This is a genomic window from Belliella pelovolcani, from assembly GCF_900156785.1.
Taxonomy (GTDB): domain Bacteria; phylum Bacteroidota; class Bacteroidia; order Cytophagales; family Cyclobacteriaceae; genus Belliella; species Belliella pelovolcani.
This window is the reverse complement of the sequence record NZ_FTOP01000004.1, coordinates 53,771-70,050: the sequence shown is the minus strand read 5'-3', so window position 1 is coordinate 70,050 and position 16,280 is coordinate 53,771. Positions and strand designations below refer to the sequence as shown.

Sequence of the window (16,280 nt, the reverse complement as noted above, 5' to 3'; positions counted from 1 at the left end):
TAACCCTATAATTTATTTTATGCTTTGTAATATTTTGTTTTTGTATTCAGATGGCAAGCACCCAAACTGAGATTCAAATGATTTTTTGAAATACTTATAGTCATTAAAGCCAGATTCATGCGCTACTTGGCTCAATTTCATATCAGTTTGTAAAATCAATTGTGCTGCTGCTTTGAGTTTGATTGAGCGAATGAAACCTGTCAAGGACATTCCTGTCAATGACTTGATTTTTCTAAACAAGGTACTTTGACTCATAAAAAGCTCATTGACCATCATCTCTATTCCAAATGCATCATTTTGAAGATTATCATTGACCAATCGAATTGCTTTTTCTATAAAATCAGCATCGATATTGGATTCATGGACTTCTTGTGTGTCTGGTTCAAATCTTACCTTGTTGAAAAAATACTCTCTTAGCTTTTTTCTATTTTCAAGGATGTTTGCAATTTTTGTTTTGACAATTCCTGGATTAAAGGGTTTGGTAATGTAATCCTCGGCACCTGTCTGTAATCCTTCCAATTCATAATCCAAAGAGGTTCTTGCTGTCAATAGAATTATAGGAATATGAGAAGTACTGATTTGACTTTTTAATTCTTGACAAAGCGTAATCCCATCCATATTAGGCATCATTACATCTGAAATCACCAAATCTGGTATCTCTTGATGAATGAGCTTTAAGGCTTGTGCTCCATCTTCTGATTCCAAGATATGATAGTCCTCTTTAAGAAGTTCTTTAAGGTATGCCCTTATATCTTCATTGTCATCAGCAACCAAAACAGTGAACAATTTCCCATCTTCCTCTATTGTTTCTTCTTCAAATACTTCAGATGAAAGGTTTTCATGGAGACCGAAAGATTGTATGCTTTTTTCTATCAGATTCATATCCACAAAAGCTCCATCCAATTTATTTAGAGGTAAGCAAATTGTAAAAGTAGTTCCCGAATTGAGTAAGCTATCTACTTTAATTTGTCCTCCATGTAGGTCAACGATATTTTTAGAGAATGCAAGTCCAATACCACTGCCTGCTATTTTTTCTAAATCTGTTTGATGGACTTGAAAAAACCTATTGAAAATTTTCTCTTTGTTTTCTTCTGACAATCCTATTCCTGTATCCTTGACCATCAATTGAATCTGATTATCAAAAACTTCAATTTCCAATCTCACTATACCCTTGTCTTTGGTATATTTAAAGGCATTAGATAAGAAGTTATTGATAACTATCTCCATCTGATCTCGGTCAAAATTCATTTTAAAACTATCGACGTTGCTATCAAAATGGTAACTGATTTTCTTTTTGGCTGCAATACTTTTGAAATTCAAAAAAACCTCTTTTGAGAATTCTATGAAATCTGAATTTGTGATTTTAAGTTTTAAAAGTCCATGTTCTGATTTTCTAAAATCCAGCAATTGATTGATCAAATTGAGCATTCTCTTAGAGTTATTCTCAACTAATTTCAATTTCTCTTTTACAGCTTCATCAAGTTTGTAAGACTCTATTAATTCAATTACCGGGCTTAAAATGAGCGTAAGTGGTGTTCTGAATTCATGAGAAATATTGGTGAAGAAGGTAATTTTAGCTTCATTAAGTTCATGCTCTTTTTCCTTCTCTATTTGAATAATGCGTAATTCAGCTTTAAGTATAGCTTGTCGACTCGAATAATGTCTCACCAAAATCAAAATACTCACGACAAGAAAAGCATAGATCAAAAAGGCCCACCAAGAATACCAAGGCGGAGTGTCAATAATTATTTCTAATTTTTTTGCTTCAGACCAGTCCTGATTGTTTCTACTTGCCTTGACTAATAACTCATATTTACCTGATCTTAAACCTGTGAAGTTGATTTCATTTTTCACACCCAAATTGATCCAATCATTTTGCAAACCAGTCAATTTGTACGCGTAGGTGATGTTATCTGGACCAAAAAAATCATTAGCTGTAAAACTCAAAGAAAGGTGGTTTTGAGCATATCCTAGATTGATGCGATCTGTTTTTTGAATTACTTTTGAAAGAACTACATGTCCATCTACCTCCTCTCCTACTTCTAAGTGCTTGTTATTAACAATTAGTTTAGTGAAAACTATCTCTGGTATATTAAATTCATCTGGTATTTCATATGGGTCGAAAGTGATGATACCATTAGATCCTCCAAAATACATCATCCCATCTGAATCTTGAAGTGAAGAGGAAATATGAAAAGAATTAATCATCACTCCATCTTCTCTGTCGTAGTTAATGAAGTTCTTTAGGTCTTTTTGATATTTGGTAATTGTAGTGGTCGTACTAAGCCAAAGATTTCCATATCTGTCTTCTTCAATGGCACAGATAAAGTCATTGATCAGTCCTTTGTCCTTATCAAAAAAAGCCTCTAACTTCAAGTTATAGTCTTTATAGCTAAGAATACTCAAACCAGTTGGAGTTCCAAGATAAATCTTGTCATCACTTATATGTATATCATTGATTATGATACTTGTTGCTCTTTGACTGATCAGTGATTGTTGATTGTAGAATTTATCATTTTCTTCATCATATAGATTGAGCCCAGCATAGGTAGCTAGCCAAATGTTTCCTTTGTCATCCTCCTTTACATGGCTAATTCTATTGTTATCTAAAGTTCGTTGATTTTCTGTTTCTGAATATATTTTCAGATTTCTAAGCTCAGGATCTGCCTGATAATCTGTCATTTTCAAACCCCTCTCTTGAGTTCCAAGCCAAAGTCTGTTCTTAGAATCCAAAAGGATTGATGTCACTTTTTCAATTGGAATATATCTTTTTGCAGAAGAAAAATCATTGTTTTTGATGATATAAAGTCCAAATGCAGTACCAATAAATAATGTGTTTCCATGTTCATAAAATGTATTGATCTTTGCTGATATGATATTTGAAATCTTTTTAAAATCGCCTGACTTGTCTTGAACATATAGACCATCAGTGAGAGAGCCTTTGTACAGTTTCCCTAACCGATCCTTGAACATAGAGACTATATTTTGATCAATTCTATCGTAGTTAGCATTAGCTTTGAGTAACTTAAATCCTTTGTTTGGATATAAAATCAAGACACCTCCATGCGAAGTCCCCATCCAAGCAATACCGTTATTATCAATATCAATATCTAGAATAATAGAATAATTGATATTATCAAAATTACCTCCTTGAGGATTAGTGTTGATTCTTTCAAAATGATTTACTTCAGAATTACTGATATACAAGCCATCACCCCAGCTCCCAAGCCAAAGTCTATTCTGATGATCCAAAGCCATTGCTTTTACATAGCGGGCATTGAAGTTGACTGGATGCTGTTCGATTTCCTGGGTTTCATAATCAAAACTTTCTAAAAATACTTGATCACTGCGAGTACCTACCATCCAGATTTTATCCCGCTCTTTGTCCTCAATCAGGTTATACATCAAGTTTTTTGTATTGAAGGTCAAAAGCCGGCCTTCTGATGGATCATATTTATGAAGTCTAGAGTTACCCACATACCACATATTATCATACTGATCTCTAATGATTGAATAGATTGGCAAGGTAGCTGGGTAGTGAGTAATCAATTTCTCTTCAATTGGATCAAAAACGAAGACGCCATTTCCCCAAGTTCCTATCCACATCATACCATCTTTGGCTTGATTGATTGTGATGACGCGTAATCTTTTGTTAGGGATACTTGAAAAAATGTGATTGAGACTTCTGAGTTTATTTGTATTTGCATCTAGCACAGCAACCCCACCTTCTTTGGTTCCAATCCAAATATTATTCTCTGAGTCTTTGAAAAGGGTTTCTATATTTTCGTTTTCTAATTCAGGAAAATCATTACCTGGACGAATGCTGGTAAAGTTGTACCCATCATATTTAGAAACTCCCCCTTCAGTTGCAAAATATTTGATATTATCATCATCACTTACTGTCTTGGTAACAAAATTGCTTAACAGTCCTTTTCTTACATCAATAAAGTCAATAGAAAATTCTTCACTTCTAGTTTGTCCGAAAGCAGAAATGCCCCCCAGCAAAACGAGTAACATCAATTGGATAAACTTCTTAATCATTGGTACTTTGGGTCAATTGTATGAAAATATAATAGTTTTTTTCAACAACTAGTCTATTTCCTTGGGCTATCCTTAATTCAACATAAATTAAGAGTATAGCCAATTCAAACTTTACACTGAGCAATTTAATGCTTCTCTAAATGATCCATATGGTGTAATCGGTCAAGCGCAGGGCTTATTCAGGCAATAGGAAAGTATCGAAGGAACATTGGTTGGAATCTACCTTTTTTCAGATTAAACTTGATTAAGAATAATCCTATGTATCATGCTAGCTAAAAAATTATATCTGTCATTAATCACTCTATTTCTTTATAATTCTCATTTCCACCAATGTTTCGCTCAAACAAAAGAAAAGCCTAATGTATTATTCATTTTAGTGGATGATTTGGGCTGGGCTGATCTAGGTGCTTTTGGGAGTGAGTTCTACGAGACCCCAAATATCGATAGACTGGCCAAAAATGGAGTCAAATTCAAAAACGCCTATACAGCTTCTCCAGTCTGCTCACCAACTAGGGCAAGTATCATGACAGGAAAATACCCATCAAAAACTTACCATACCGATTGGTTTGGTGCACCACAACCTTGGAACTACCAAAGGCATTGGACACGAAATAAGCCTCTCGTTCCTGCTGAATACAACCCCAACATGGAGTTAGAAGAATATACCCTAGCAGAAGCCTTTCAAGATGCTGGATATAAAACCTTCTTTGCAGGAAAATGGCATTTGGGTGAAGAGGAAGAATTTTGGCCAGAAGCACAAGGGTTTCACATTAATATTGGAGGCAATAGCAAAGGTGCACCCTCTACCGGGAATAAATATTTTTCACCATATGATAACCCGAAAATGGACAATGGCCCCGAGGGAGAATACCTCCCTCTGAGACTTGCCGAGGAAACAGCTTCATTTATAGATGAAAACAAGGGAGATCCATTTTTCGCCTTTTTATCCTTCTATTCAGTACATACTCCATTGATGACTACAGAGGAATTAGAGTTAAAATACCTAAAAAAGCGTGCCAAGATGAACCTCACGGATCAATTTGAGCCTGAGTATGCCAATATGAATCGAACCACACAAGCGCATGCAGTCTATGCTGGAATGGTAGAAGCAATGGATAATGCAGTAGGGATTGTATTGGAAAGTTTGGAGAATAATAATCTATTGGATAATACTATTGTGATTTTTTTCTCTGATAATGGAGGTCTTTCTACAGCTGAAGGCAGTCCAACTTCCAATTTACCCCTAAGGGCTGGTAAAGGCTGGCTTTATGAAGGTGGAATTAGAGTTCCATTGATTATTTCTTGGAAAGATAAGATTGCTCAAGGAAAAGAAAGTAATATACCTGTGATTAGTATGGACTTCTACCCTACACTAATTGAACTGGCTGGACTAAATGAAGTTTTCAAAGGAAATGGAAATATAGATGGAATCAGCATCGCTACTATATTGACCGAGCAGGAAGAGTCGATTTCCAGAAATGAAATGTATTGGCATTATCCTCACTACGGAAACCAAGGAGGAAATCCTGGATCTGTGATACAGGAAGACGCCTGGAAGCTGATCTATTTTTACGAGGATGAAAGAATCGAGCTTTATAATTTAGATGCTGACATAGGTGAAAGAAATGATTTGTCCCAAGTAGAATCTGAAAAAGCGAAATACCTCCAAAACAAGCTAAAGAATTGGCTATCTGGCACAAATGCAAGGTTACCAATGAAGAAGGATACAAATTGATATTCAAATCCATCTAACAACCGAACAATCCTTCAATACTAAACCACTGAATTAAGAAAAGCGCCAATCAATTCCATTTATTGGCGCTTTTTTTTGTGAATCTTCATGGTACATCGTACTTGGTACTTTGTACTTTTTAAAAAACCTCAAACATCCTTCACACATCTAAAACCTACATTGGAAGTTCCAGAATATACATCTTGTCCTCTTCTGGCGCTTGGACGATAATTGATACAATAATCATCAGCACAGAGAAAAGAACCACCTTTGATGACTTTCTCGATGGCATAAGGATTTTCTGGATTGTAACATTTGGAGACTGAGGTATCCAAAGCTGGCACCATGGCTTTTTCCCGCATAAAAGCTGCTGCATCAAACCAATCCGAGGTCAATTCCCAAACATTGCCAATCATATCGTATAAGCCATAATTATTTGGGGTAAAAGATCGGACAGGGGCTGTTCCTTCAAAGCCATCTGAGCTTATATTTTGATGTGGGAATTCACCTTGAAATGTATTTGCCTTAAAATTTCCTGCAGGCGTCAATTCATTCCCCCACGGAAACCGACTGTTATTCCCTCCCTTAGCTGCATATTCCCATTCAGCTTCGGTCGGTAATCTTTTGCCTGCCCATGCTGCATAAGCCTCTGCATCCTCTAAAGCTATATGCACTACGGGGTGATTCTCTTTCCCTTGAATATCAGATCCAGGTCCTTCAGGCTGCTTCCAGTAAGCACCAGGAACCCACTGCCACCATTGACTGATATCATCTAAGCTTACGGCTTGATCAGGAGCCACAAAAACCAATGAACCAGCCACAAGTAGGGATTCATCTGGCTTGGGAATACCAGGAGGCAAAGTCTGTTTCATATCTTCCCAATCAGGCTTTCTTTCTGCCACCGTCACATAGCCTGTGGCTTCCACGAAAGCAGCAAATTGTTTATTTGTCACTTCCGTCTCGTCCATCCAAAAACTAGCTACCTTTCTTAAGACGGCAGGTCTTTCACTTGGATAGGAATTTTGATCATTTGTACCCATGGTAAAATCTCCGCCTTCTATCAACACCATACCTTGGATAGGTTTTTGATCGATGCCTGAAGTTTGGTTTGCGCTTTTCTGCTCAGGTTTGGAACCACATGCAAAAATGATTAGTAGAGAAATGATGATGGAGAGATAATGATATTTCATTTTATGCTTAATTATTATCCAATATGAAGCTCTGAATTGATGAGCGCAATTAATTTTCGGATTTTAGTTGCCAAGGGAATGTAAATGGTGAATTAGATTTTTTAACAATGGCTAAGTTAGATAATACTCAGAAAAATCAAAGAGAGAAAAGGTTTACCGCACTGGTCAAATCAAGAATTAATGGATAATGTTACATTTTGATACCCAATTTGAGATAGCAATACAGCTTCCATCCCATCAATTTCGCGTTTCGTCACATTTTTTTGTTAGAAGAAATAGCCCACTGTATCCTTGTCTAAGCAAACAGTGAAAAGCACTTGAAAAAACAGAAAATAGTTTACTACCTTCTGATTATAGCAGGATTGATTTATAATCTAATGATCATAATTGGGAAGGAATCTTCTATAAATCTACTGCAATCACGAAGTAATTCCCCTGAACATATTCAAATTTCAAATACAGCACTTAACTTGAACAGCCATGAAAGAAAAAATTCTACCTTTTAGACAAATTGAATGGTGGGTAGTCACCTTCTTATTTGTAAGTATCGTATTATCCAATGTATTGTCATCACCAATTTTCAGTCTCAATTATCAACAAGGGACAATTTATTTTGCTAAGATTTTCATCCCTTTGATCTTTCTTGCTACTTTTTACCTCTTTCACATCAAAGTATTTCCAAATTATCTAAAAGATGGTAGAACCGCAAAATTTATAATTTATACCATTTTAATTTTCCTTGGATCATTCATAGGAATTGGAGCTTTTTCAATGAATGCGAGATTTTCAGATGATTTTATTATACCTTTTTACTTTAATTCTCTTGTAATTTATGCAGGATATGGAGCTCTCATTTATATTCTCAACCAGCTATTAATCAAAAATGAAAATAATTTAGTTTATGCCTATAATATCTTAAGGTCTATTCTGATTTATATTTTTGTAGTCATTTTTCTAATACAATTTCAAAGAATTGCTGGAGAGTTTGTAGCTATTTTGTTTGTATTCATCATTCCTTCTCTCTTTGGATTGGTTTTTTATAATTTCTTTTTGATATATGGCATGCAAAAACAAAATCGAAAAGGGGAAGCTACGGCCTATTTGGTTTTATTGCTTTGTATTATTGCCGGAATATTCATTACAATTGCCATTGTAGAAAATGCTGGAGAAGCTTTGATTGCCGGTCTTATCTTGATAATCGCAATAGTGGCAATCATCTTCCCCATCTCCAACTTCTTCTTCAGAAAGTACGATAACTACCTAGGCCAATTAGATAGTTTGACTGTCAAAGTAGATCAAGGAACAGCCAACCTGGCATTTCTCCGGTCTCAGATCAATCCACACTTCCTCTTCAATGCACTCAATACACTCTATGGGACAGCGTTGCAAGAGAAAGGAGAACGTACGGCAGAGGGGATCCAAAAGCTGGGAGATATGATGCGGTTCATGCTTCACGAAAATAACCAAGACCGCATTCAAGTTGCACGCGAAAAAGAATACCTAGTAAACTATGTGGACTTACAAAACCTTAGAATCAAAGATCAAGAAAATATAGAGATCGTTTTCAATAGGTCTGAAGATTCCTGCACGGGTGAAATCGCACCCATGTTACTGATCCCTTTTGTAGAAAATGCCTTTAAACATGGCATTAGCCTCCAAAAGAAGTCTTGGGTGAAAATCAGTTTGAGATGCTTAGATGGTTCTGTTCACTTAGATGTCAACAATAGCATCCACCGAAGCAATGAAGAGGATCCAGAGAAAAAAGCATCAGGCATAGGGTTAGAAAATGTCAAACAAAGACTTCAACTCCTCTACCCCAACAAGCATGAACTGATCATCAGAGAAAATGAATTGGAATACTTTGTACATTTGAGTGTGAAGCTGTGATTGGAGACACATGACACAAGACTCAAGACACAAGATTTAAGACTCAAGATACAAGATGAAAGATACAAGAATTAAGAGGCAAGAGACAAGATACTTTCCAATCCAAATCCACACAGCAAATCTGGCACACTACCACAACCTTTCAACTTTGAAACTTTCCAACCATCGAAACCCCAATCTTTCAATCTCCCAATCTAAAATCTGAATTCTAAAATCTAAAATTAAATGCTAACAGCAATCGCAATAGACGACGAACCGATGGCTTTGGAGGTTGTCAAATCTCACGCAGCCAAGGTGCCTTTTTTGAACCTTGAAGAGACTTTTACAAATGGCATCAAAGCCTTGGAATACTTAAAATCGAAACCTGTTAACCTTATTTTTTTGGATATCAAAATGCCAGATATCTCTGGGATGGAGCTGGCCTCTCTCCTACCCAAAGAAACCATGGTGGTGTTTACCACAGCTTACTCTGAGCATGCTGTGAGAAGTTTTGAATTGGACGCGATTGACTATTTGCTCAAGCCATTCAACCTAAGTAGGTTTTTGAAAGCCTGTCAAAAAGCACAAGAACTCTTTGAATTGAAAAATGGCCAATTGAGTACAGATTCGATCTTTATAAAAACGGGCTATGAACAGGTCAAAATCAATTTCCAAGACTTACTCTTTTGTGAAGCCAACGGCAATTATGTCAACTTTCAGTTATCAGATCAAAAGATACTAAGCAGAATGACCTTATCGGAGACGGAAAAGATATTACCAGCACAATTCATCAAAACACATCGATCTTTCATTGTTAATTCGCAAAAAATCACCAAAGTAGAAAGACACCAGGTGAGTTTTGACTCGATGAAAGCGCCTGTAAGTACCAGTTTTTATGACACCTTGCTAGAAAAACTTAACTCCAAATAATCTTAGATTGCTTTTCTTTTAAAAAGCCTTTTGAAAAAATTTTCATGCTTTTCTATCACAGGATATTCATCTCCAAGTAGATAACCATAAGGTGCTAAACTTGGAATTCGCTCAAAAATAATTTTCAGTAATCCAGTCATTGGAATAAAAAGAATCATTCCAGAAACTCCCCAAATAAACCCTCCCAATAGAATCGCTAAAATTACGGCGAAAGCATTGACCCTCACTCTCGCTCCGACTACAACAGGCGTGATAAGGTTATTTTCAATCAATTGGATCAGCCACAGTAACAGCAAGGTGGCCAATGGATAAAAAAGACTGTCAGTAGTCAATAAAACATAAAGTACCAAAAGCAGGGAGCTTAGAATAACTCCCACATAAGGAATGAGATTCATCACAGCAATAAAGACAGCAAAAAGAATAAAGTATTTGATTCCTAGGAAATAAAAGACAATTCCAGACATTAAACTTACTATCCCAGTGACTATGAGCATACCAAGCAAATAGGATTGTATCACAGAGCCTGAGTCCTTGATAAAACCTAAGAATGGTGGCTCGTTGTTTTTTGAAAGTTTCTTCAAAAACTCCCAAAAGAAATCTTTGTAATAAAGCATCAAAAAGATAAAAAGCGGGATCACTCCAAGTAGTACCAAAGACTTCCCAGTTTCGAGTAAAGTAGCCTCAAGATTGCTTTGATTGAAGAAATCAAAATCTGTTGCAAGTGATGCATCAAGGCCAAAAAGACTCTCTATTTGTTCGAAATAGGAACTGATTTTAGTCTCAAATGAAGTCTTGATTTCAGGGATGTCTGTAATAAGCCCGATTACTTGATCTGTCAATACATAAAGTACTGAAACAGCCAAAGTAGTCACCATCAATAAGGTAAGTGCTATGGCCAAGGCTCTTGGTATTTTCCTCTCTTCAAGCCAATTAGCAATGGGATATAATGCAAAAGCAAAGAAAGCTCCCCAAACTAGGGGAACTAAAATAACTGCACCAGCTTTCATGATCCAGATGATCAGCACAAATGAAGCTAAAGTGAAAAATATCTTTTGTGATTTCGGATATTCTAAGCTGTTCATATTTTCATGTCATAAACAGCTATGAATATACGACCTGATGGGTAATTTAAAAACTACTGATCAATCAATCACATTTTTTCTAGAGCCAAACTTTGAAGTTTTAGGCCGCTCCTGAAATTCTGGGCTTTTATCTACTTTAGGATTTTGTCTAGGCTTGAAGCCACTAGGCGTATCAGGGTTCTCAGGATCTCTGACCACATGTGCTTCTTGTGGATTTTGACGTGGCTTTCTAGTAGGTTTTTCTGTATGGGTAGACTTTGAAAAGTTTCCTCTTGGCTTTTCGTGTGATTTACCCCCTTTTTTGGACCCAGAACCTTGCTTTTTGTTTGAAGAACCATTCGAGTAGCTAGGCCCCATAGGATAACCTTCTGGTAGCGGTAGTTTATCAACCTCCATTCCAATCAAAGCCTCAATCCTATTGAACTTGTATCTATCCTTATCATTTATAAAAGTGATGGCTTCCCCCTTACTATCAGCTCTGGCAGTTCTTCCGACACGGTGAACATAATCTTCAGGATCATTTGGTGTATCGAAATTGATCACCAACTCAATGCCAACCACATCTATTCCTCTTGATATGATATCAGTACCAATCAGGATTTTCAAAGATCTATTCTTAAACCTAGACATGATCTGTTCACGCTCAACCTGCTCAAGATCAGAATGAAATGCCTCTACTTCAAAGTCTTTTTTCAAGACCTTATAAAGACTTTTGACCTTATCCTTTGTAGATGCAAAAATGATGACAGCTTCATATTCCTTCTGTCTCAAAATATGCCTCACCAAGTCCTCCTTTTGTGGGTCATGAACTAGATAAGCCCCTTGCGTAACACCTTCTGCAGTCTTTCCAACAGATAAAGTTACTTCTTCTGGATTCTTGAGTAATTTTTTAGAGAATGACCTGATTTTAGGTGGCATGGTAGCTGAAAATAGAATCGTTTGTCTATCCTTAGGCAGATAGTTTACGATAGTCAACAAGTCATCAGAGAAGCCCATATCCAGCATTCTATCTGCTTCATCGAGAATCAGGTGCTCTAGAGAATCTAGCTTGATTTTTCCACCTGCTAACAATGCAATTAGTCTACCAGGCGTAGCCACTACGATCTCCGCACCTTCTTCCAAAGCCCTTTTTTGTTGCTCCCAGACTACTCCATCTCCACCTCCATAGATAGGAATAGAGCTGATGCCCAAGAAGTAAGCAAAACCTTGGATCTGTTGATCAATTTGAATGGCCAATTCACGAGTTGGTGCCAAAACCAAGGTGTTCAGTTTATTCCCACCTGATTTGGCAATTTTATTCAAAACAGGCAAAATGAATGCAGCTGTTTTACCTGTACCTGTCTGTGCACAGGCGATGATATCTTTACCTTCAAGTATAATTGGAATGGCTTTCTCCTGAACAGGAGTTGGTTTGTCAAAACCCATGGCATCTAAGCCATCTTGAAGCGATGCTTCAAATTTAAAACTATCGAAATTCAATTTAAATAATGTTTAAGTGTAATAATAAGCCCAAGCAATCAATACAAACTGCAAGGGAAGTCTGAGCAAAAGTGCCCATTTGGGGATTCCTTTGGCTCCTTTTTGATACATATATAGATTAGCAGGAAATACTGCTATCAAAAGCATAATAATTCCAAAAGCCGCATAAGATCTCAATGATTCGAATAATAAAGCAAGTCCGAAAATGATTTCAAATGCACCTGATAACAAATTCATTAATTTGGGATTCGGTATATAAGGTGGAATGATCCTCACATACATCTTTGGTTTGATAAAGTGCATAATGCCAGCAAAAACATAAAAAGCACTCATCAAATAAAGAAAAAATGAATACATATAGAAATGCTGAGGATTTTGGTGATCAATGATTATCTTGACATTAAATGTATTACAATCCCCTCGGATTCACAATAATTACCCAATAAACTCTCTAGCTACCCTTATGAAAAAACCAATTTTACTAATTCTTAGTCTCCTATTTTCAATTTATAGCTTAGCTCAAACCCAAAAACCTCCTCTACATGGGAAGCATTGGATGGCCATTACTGGAAAGCCTCTGGGCGCTACAGCTGGTGCAATGACCTTTGCAAAAGGTGGAAATGCTGTCGATGCTGCATGTGCTATGCTCGGTGCCGTATGCACCATGTGGGATGTGCTCAGTTGGGGAGGTGAGACACAAGCTTTGATTTACAATCCAAATACCGGGAAAGTTATTGCAATCAATGCTTTAGGCTATGCTCCAACGGGTGCTACACCTGAATTTTTCAGAGAAAAAGACATGAACTACCCACCTGAATTCGGCGCATTGGCAGCAACTACTCCAGGTACACCAGGGGGATTGATGACCATGTTGGCAGAGTATGGCACAATGAGCTTAGAAGAAGTTCTTGCTCCTGCGATGCAGATGGCCAAAGGCTATCCAATCGAAGCACAGACAGCCAATAGCATAGAAAGCAGAAAAGATTTGATCAAGGATTGGCCCTATTCCAAAAAAGTATTTTTACCTCACCTAGGTGAAGGTCGTGAAGGTCCACATGCAGGAGAAGTGTTTGTGCAAGAAGATCTATTTCAGACGCTTTCCAAGCTTGTAGAAGCGGAAAGAAAAGCTTTAGCCGCTGGAAAAAACAGAAAAGAAGCGATTTATGCTGCTTACGAGCGTTTTTACAGGGGAGACATTGCCGAGGAGATCGTCAGGGGAACAAGAGAGCAAGGGGGGCTTTTTACTTTGCAAGATTTATCCAATTGGAAGGTTAAAATAGAAGAGCCTCTTTCCGTCAATTACAAGGGAATTGACGTTTACAAACTTCAAGAATGGACGCAAGGTCCTGCCCTACTACAATCTTTGAATATCTTAGAGAATTTTGACTTGAAATCCATGGGCTACAACTCAGCAAATTATATCAATACCATCTATCAAGCTATGAGCTTGGCCTTTGCAGACCGAGATTTTTATTATGGAGATCCAGCATTTGAACCACAGAGTCCCATGAAAGGACTTTTATCAAAAGCTTATGCAAAAGAAAGGGCTAAATTGATTAAAGAGAAAAATGATCCAAATATTAGTCCTGGAGATCCTTATCCTTTTCAAGGTCAAGAGAACCCTTTCAAAAATTTACTCCACAAGAGAACCGAATTACTTGCTTATGATAGACCTGAGCTACCTTTGATGGGGGCAGATGATCCTTTCTTGGAGCACTTTTTAGCAGGAACTACATCCATTCAAGCGGCGGATGAAGCAGGTTGGGTAGTATCTATTACCCCATCCGGTGGGTGGATACCTGCAGTGATTGCAGGCAATACAGGTGTAGGGCTGAGTCAGCGGATGCAGAGTTTTGTATTGGATCGCAACATCAACCCCTTCAATGTTCTTGAGCCCAATAAACGGCCTAGGGTAACCTTAACTCCAAGTATGGCACTGAAAGATGGCAAGCCATTCCTTTCTTTTGCTGTTCAGGGTGGCGATACGCAAGACCAAGATTTATTGCAGATGTTTCTCAATATCGTAGAGTTTGACATGACCGTACAGCAAGCAGCTGAAGCAGCAAATATCCACAGTTATCAGATGCAATCATCATTCGGTGCACACGAAATCAAGCCTGGTGCAATTACCTTGAATTCAGAAGTACCATCATGGATTAGAGATGATCTCAGAAAGAGAGGCTACAAAATGGATTTCCAGTCAAGAACTTCAGGCCCTCTAAATGCGATTTGGTTTGACTGGAAACATGGTACCTTCTGGGGTGGATCCAGCAATCATGGAGAAGACTACGGGATAGCTTGGTAGGGAGACGTTTTTTTAAGGTTTAAATGTTTGAAAGTTTGGGAGACGCTTGAGGGATGGCGTTTCCCAATATTTTTATAAGATTGGTTATTTGGTTATTGTCATATCGAACAGCGTGAGATATCTCCTTCAGTCGATTTGACTTCAAAGTATCAATTATACTCCTCAAAAATCTAAAATCATTCTTAAATCTGCGAAATCCGTGGAATCTGCGTGCCTACCACTTCGGGCATCCAAAACAAACTTCTATATTTGTAGATTCAAAAATCGAAGAGTAAATACACATGAATAATTTCATCGAAGAACTGCGCTGGAGAGGAATGCTTCAGGATATGACACCGGAAATCGAGGAGCACTTGAACAAAGGAATGGCTGCTGCATATCTTGGTTTTGACCCTACAGCGGATTCTTTACATATAGGTCACTTGGTCGGAGTGATGACTTTGCTTCATTTCCAAAGAGCAGGACACAAGCCATTTGCTTTGGTGGGCGGAGCTACAGGAATGATCGGTGATCCAAGTTTCAAGTCTGCGGAGCGTAATCTGTTAGATAAAGTTACACTTGACCATAACGTAGCTTGCATCAAAAATCAACTTGGAAAGTTCCTCAACTTCAATCAAGGTGCTAAGAATAAAGCTGAGTTAGTCAATAATTACGACTGGATGTCCAATTTTACTTTTCTGGATTTCATCAGAGATGTAGGCAAGCATATCACAGTCAATTATATGATGGCTAAAGATTCTGTGAAAAGAAGGCTGGAGGATGGCAATGGGCTTTCTTTTACTGAGTTTACTTATCAGTTGATTCAGGGATATGACTTCTATCACCTTTGGAAAAATGAAAATGTAAGCATCCAACTCGGAGGATCAGATCAATGGGGCAATATCGTCACTGGAACTGAAATGATCAGAAGAATGGGTGGTGGCTCAGCTTATGCTTTGACTGTACCGCTGATTACAAAGGCGGATGGAACCAAATTTGGGAAGACTGAAGGAGGTTCAGTATGGTTAGATCCGGAAAAGACCTCACCTTATGCTTTCTATCAATTCTGGCTCAATGTATCTGATGAAGATGCTGCAAAGTACATCAGGATATTTACAACACTAGATCAAGTTACAATTGAGACTTTGGAAAAAGAACATCAAGAAGCCCCACATCTGAGAGCTTTACAAAAGGAAATCGCCAAGCAAGTCACCATCATGGTACACAGTGAGGCTGATTATGAAATGGCACTCAAGGCATCTGCTATTCTATTTGGCAAGTCTTCTACAGAAGATCTGGAACTGCTTGACGAGCGTACTTTCTTGCAAGTTTTCGATGGCGTCCCTCAAGTTCAAATCAAAAAGCCAGAATATGAATCTGCATCTTCTGTTTTAGAACTTCTAGCTGACAAATCAGGAACAGCTATATTCCCATCTAAAGGAGAAGCCAGAAAAATGATCCAAGGAGGTGGAGTGAGTATCAACAAAGAAAAACTTGCTGATCCCAACGCAGCGGTGGAAGCCAAATTACTTCAAGATAAATACCTATTGGTTCAAAAAGGAAAGAAAAACTATTATATCATCGAAGTCAAATAATCACTTAGATAATAACAATTTTAAAATGGGATGCCTTCGAAGTGAAGCATCCCATTTTTTGTGCCTCAATGTCATTGCATT

The 16,280-nt window shown here is 37.6% G+C and carries 10 protein-coding genes; 5 read left to right on the top strand and 5 right to left on the bottom strand.

The window, feature by feature from the left end:
- Positions 1–12 precede the first annotated feature (12 nt).
- Positions 13–4,041, bottom strand: coding sequence for a hybrid sensor histidine kinase/response regulator transcription factor (locus BW935_RS06260; RefSeq protein WP_076499608.1), 4,029 nt, complete (start codon positions 4,039–4,041; stop codon positions 13–15).
- A 265-nt stretch (positions 4,042–4,306) separates the two neighbouring features.
- Here BW935_RS06260 and BW935_RS06255 point away from each other — a divergent pair, with 265 nt between their 5' ends.
- Complete coding sequence (locus BW935_RS06255; RefSeq protein WP_084565837.1) at positions 4,307–5,776, top strand: sulfatase; 1,470 nt, start codon at positions 4,307–4,309, stop codon at positions 5,774–5,776.
- Between the two features lie 146 nt (positions 5,777–5,922).
- Here BW935_RS06255 and BW935_RS06250 read toward each other — a convergent pair whose 3' ends face one another.
- The gene (locus tag BW935_RS06250; RefSeq protein ID WP_076499605.1) at positions 5,923–6,963 is read right to left on the bottom strand and encodes a formylglycine-generating enzyme family protein; all 1,041 of its coding nucleotides are present in this window, start codon (positions 6,961–6,963) and stop codon (positions 5,923–5,925) included.
- A gap of 480 nt (positions 6,964–7,443) precedes the next feature.
- On the opposite strand from BW935_RS06250, the gene BW935_RS06245 reads away from it, so the two are divergent.
- Both BW935_RS06245 and BW935_RS06240 read left to right on the top strand, forming a co-directional pair.
- Positions 7,444–8,850, top strand: coding sequence for a sensor histidine kinase (locus BW935_RS06245; protein WP_076499594.1), 1,407 nt, complete (start codon positions 7,444–7,446; stop codon positions 8,848–8,850).
- A gap of 225 nt (positions 8,851–9,075) precedes the next feature.
- Positions 9,076–9,759: a LytR/AlgR family response regulator transcription factor gene (locus BW935_RS06240; protein ID WP_076499592.1), complete on the top strand. Its 684-nt coding sequence runs from the start codon at positions 9,076–9,078 to the stop codon at positions 9,757–9,759.
- A 2-nt stretch (positions 9,760–9,761) separates the two neighbouring features.
- On the opposite strand, the gene BW935_RS06235 is transcribed toward BW935_RS06240, so the two are convergent.
- Genes BW935_RS06235 through BW935_RS06225 form a run of 3 tightly spaced genes read right to left on the bottom strand, consistent with a single transcriptional unit; the run spans position 9,762 to position 12,557 of the window.
- A complete protein-coding gene (locus BW935_RS06235; RefSeq protein ID WP_076499590.1) occupies positions 9,762–10,841 on the bottom strand; it encodes an AI-2E family transporter in 1,080 nt (359 codons plus the stop codon).
- Between the two features lie 60 nt (positions 10,842–10,901).
- A complete protein-coding gene (locus BW935_RS06230; protein ID WP_076499588.1) occupies positions 10,902–12,320 on the bottom strand; it encodes a DEAD/DEAH box helicase in 1,419 nt (472 codons plus the stop codon).
- Positions 12,321–12,332: 12 nt separating this feature from the next.
- Positions 12,333–12,557: a DoxX family protein gene (locus tag BW935_RS06225; protein ID WP_317044801.1), complete on the bottom strand. Its 225-nt coding sequence runs from the start codon at positions 12,555–12,557 to the stop codon at positions 12,333–12,335.
- A gap of 226 nt (positions 12,558–12,783) precedes the next feature.
- Here BW935_RS06225 and BW935_RS06220 point away from each other — a divergent pair, with 226 nt between their 5' ends.
- Both BW935_RS06220 and tyrS read left to right on the top strand, forming a co-directional pair.
- Positions 12,784–14,625, top strand: a complete 1,842-nt coding sequence (locus tag BW935_RS06220) for a gamma-glutamyltransferase family protein (RefSeq protein ID WP_076499584.1) — start codon at positions 12,784–12,786, stop codon at positions 14,623–14,625.
- Between the two features lie 281 nt (positions 14,626–14,906).
- Entirely contained in the window at positions 14,907–16,199 is a 1,293-nt protein-coding gene (tyrS, locus tag BW935_RS06215; RefSeq protein WP_076499582.1) for a tyrosine--tRNA ligase, read from the top strand.
- Positions 16,200–16,280 lie beyond the last annotated feature (81 nt).

What these genes read in the sequence shown, in the direction of transcription:
- BW935_RS06260 (WP_076499608.1), bottom strand. Translation starts at nt 4,041, where the DNA reads ATGATTAAGAAGTTTATCCAATTGATGTTACTCGTTTTGCTGGGGGGC.
- BW935_RS06255 (WP_084565837.1), top strand. Translation starts at nt 4,307, where the DNA reads ATGCTAGCTAAAAAATTATATCTGTCATTAATCACTCTATTTCTTTAT.
- BW935_RS06250 (WP_076499605.1), bottom strand. Translation starts at nt 6,963, where the DNA reads ATGAAATATCATTATCTCTCCATCATCATTTCTCTACTAATCATTTTT.
- BW935_RS06245 (WP_076499594.1), top strand. Translation starts at nt 7,444, where the DNA reads ATGAAAGAAAAAATTCTACCTTTTAGACAAATTGAATGGTGGGTAGTC.
- BW935_RS06240 (WP_076499592.1), top strand. Translation starts at nt 9,076, where the DNA reads ATGCTAACAGCAATCGCAATAGACGACGAACCGATGGCTTTGGAGGTT.
- BW935_RS06235 (WP_076499590.1), bottom strand. Translation starts at nt 10,841, where the DNA reads ATGAACAGCTTAGAATATCCGAAATCACAAAAGATATTTTTCACTTTA.
- BW935_RS06225 (WP_317044801.1), bottom strand. Translation starts at nt 12,557, where the DNA reads ATGAATTTGTTATCAGGTGCATTTGAAATCATTTTCGGACTTGCTTTA.
- BW935_RS06220 (WP_076499584.1), top strand. Translation starts at nt 12,784, where the DNA reads ATGAAAAAACCAATTTTACTAATTCTTAGTCTCCTATTTTCAATTTAT.
- tyrS (WP_076499582.1), top strand. Translation starts at nt 14,907, where the DNA reads ATGAATAATTTCATCGAAGAACTGCGCTGGAGAGGAATGCTTCAGGAT.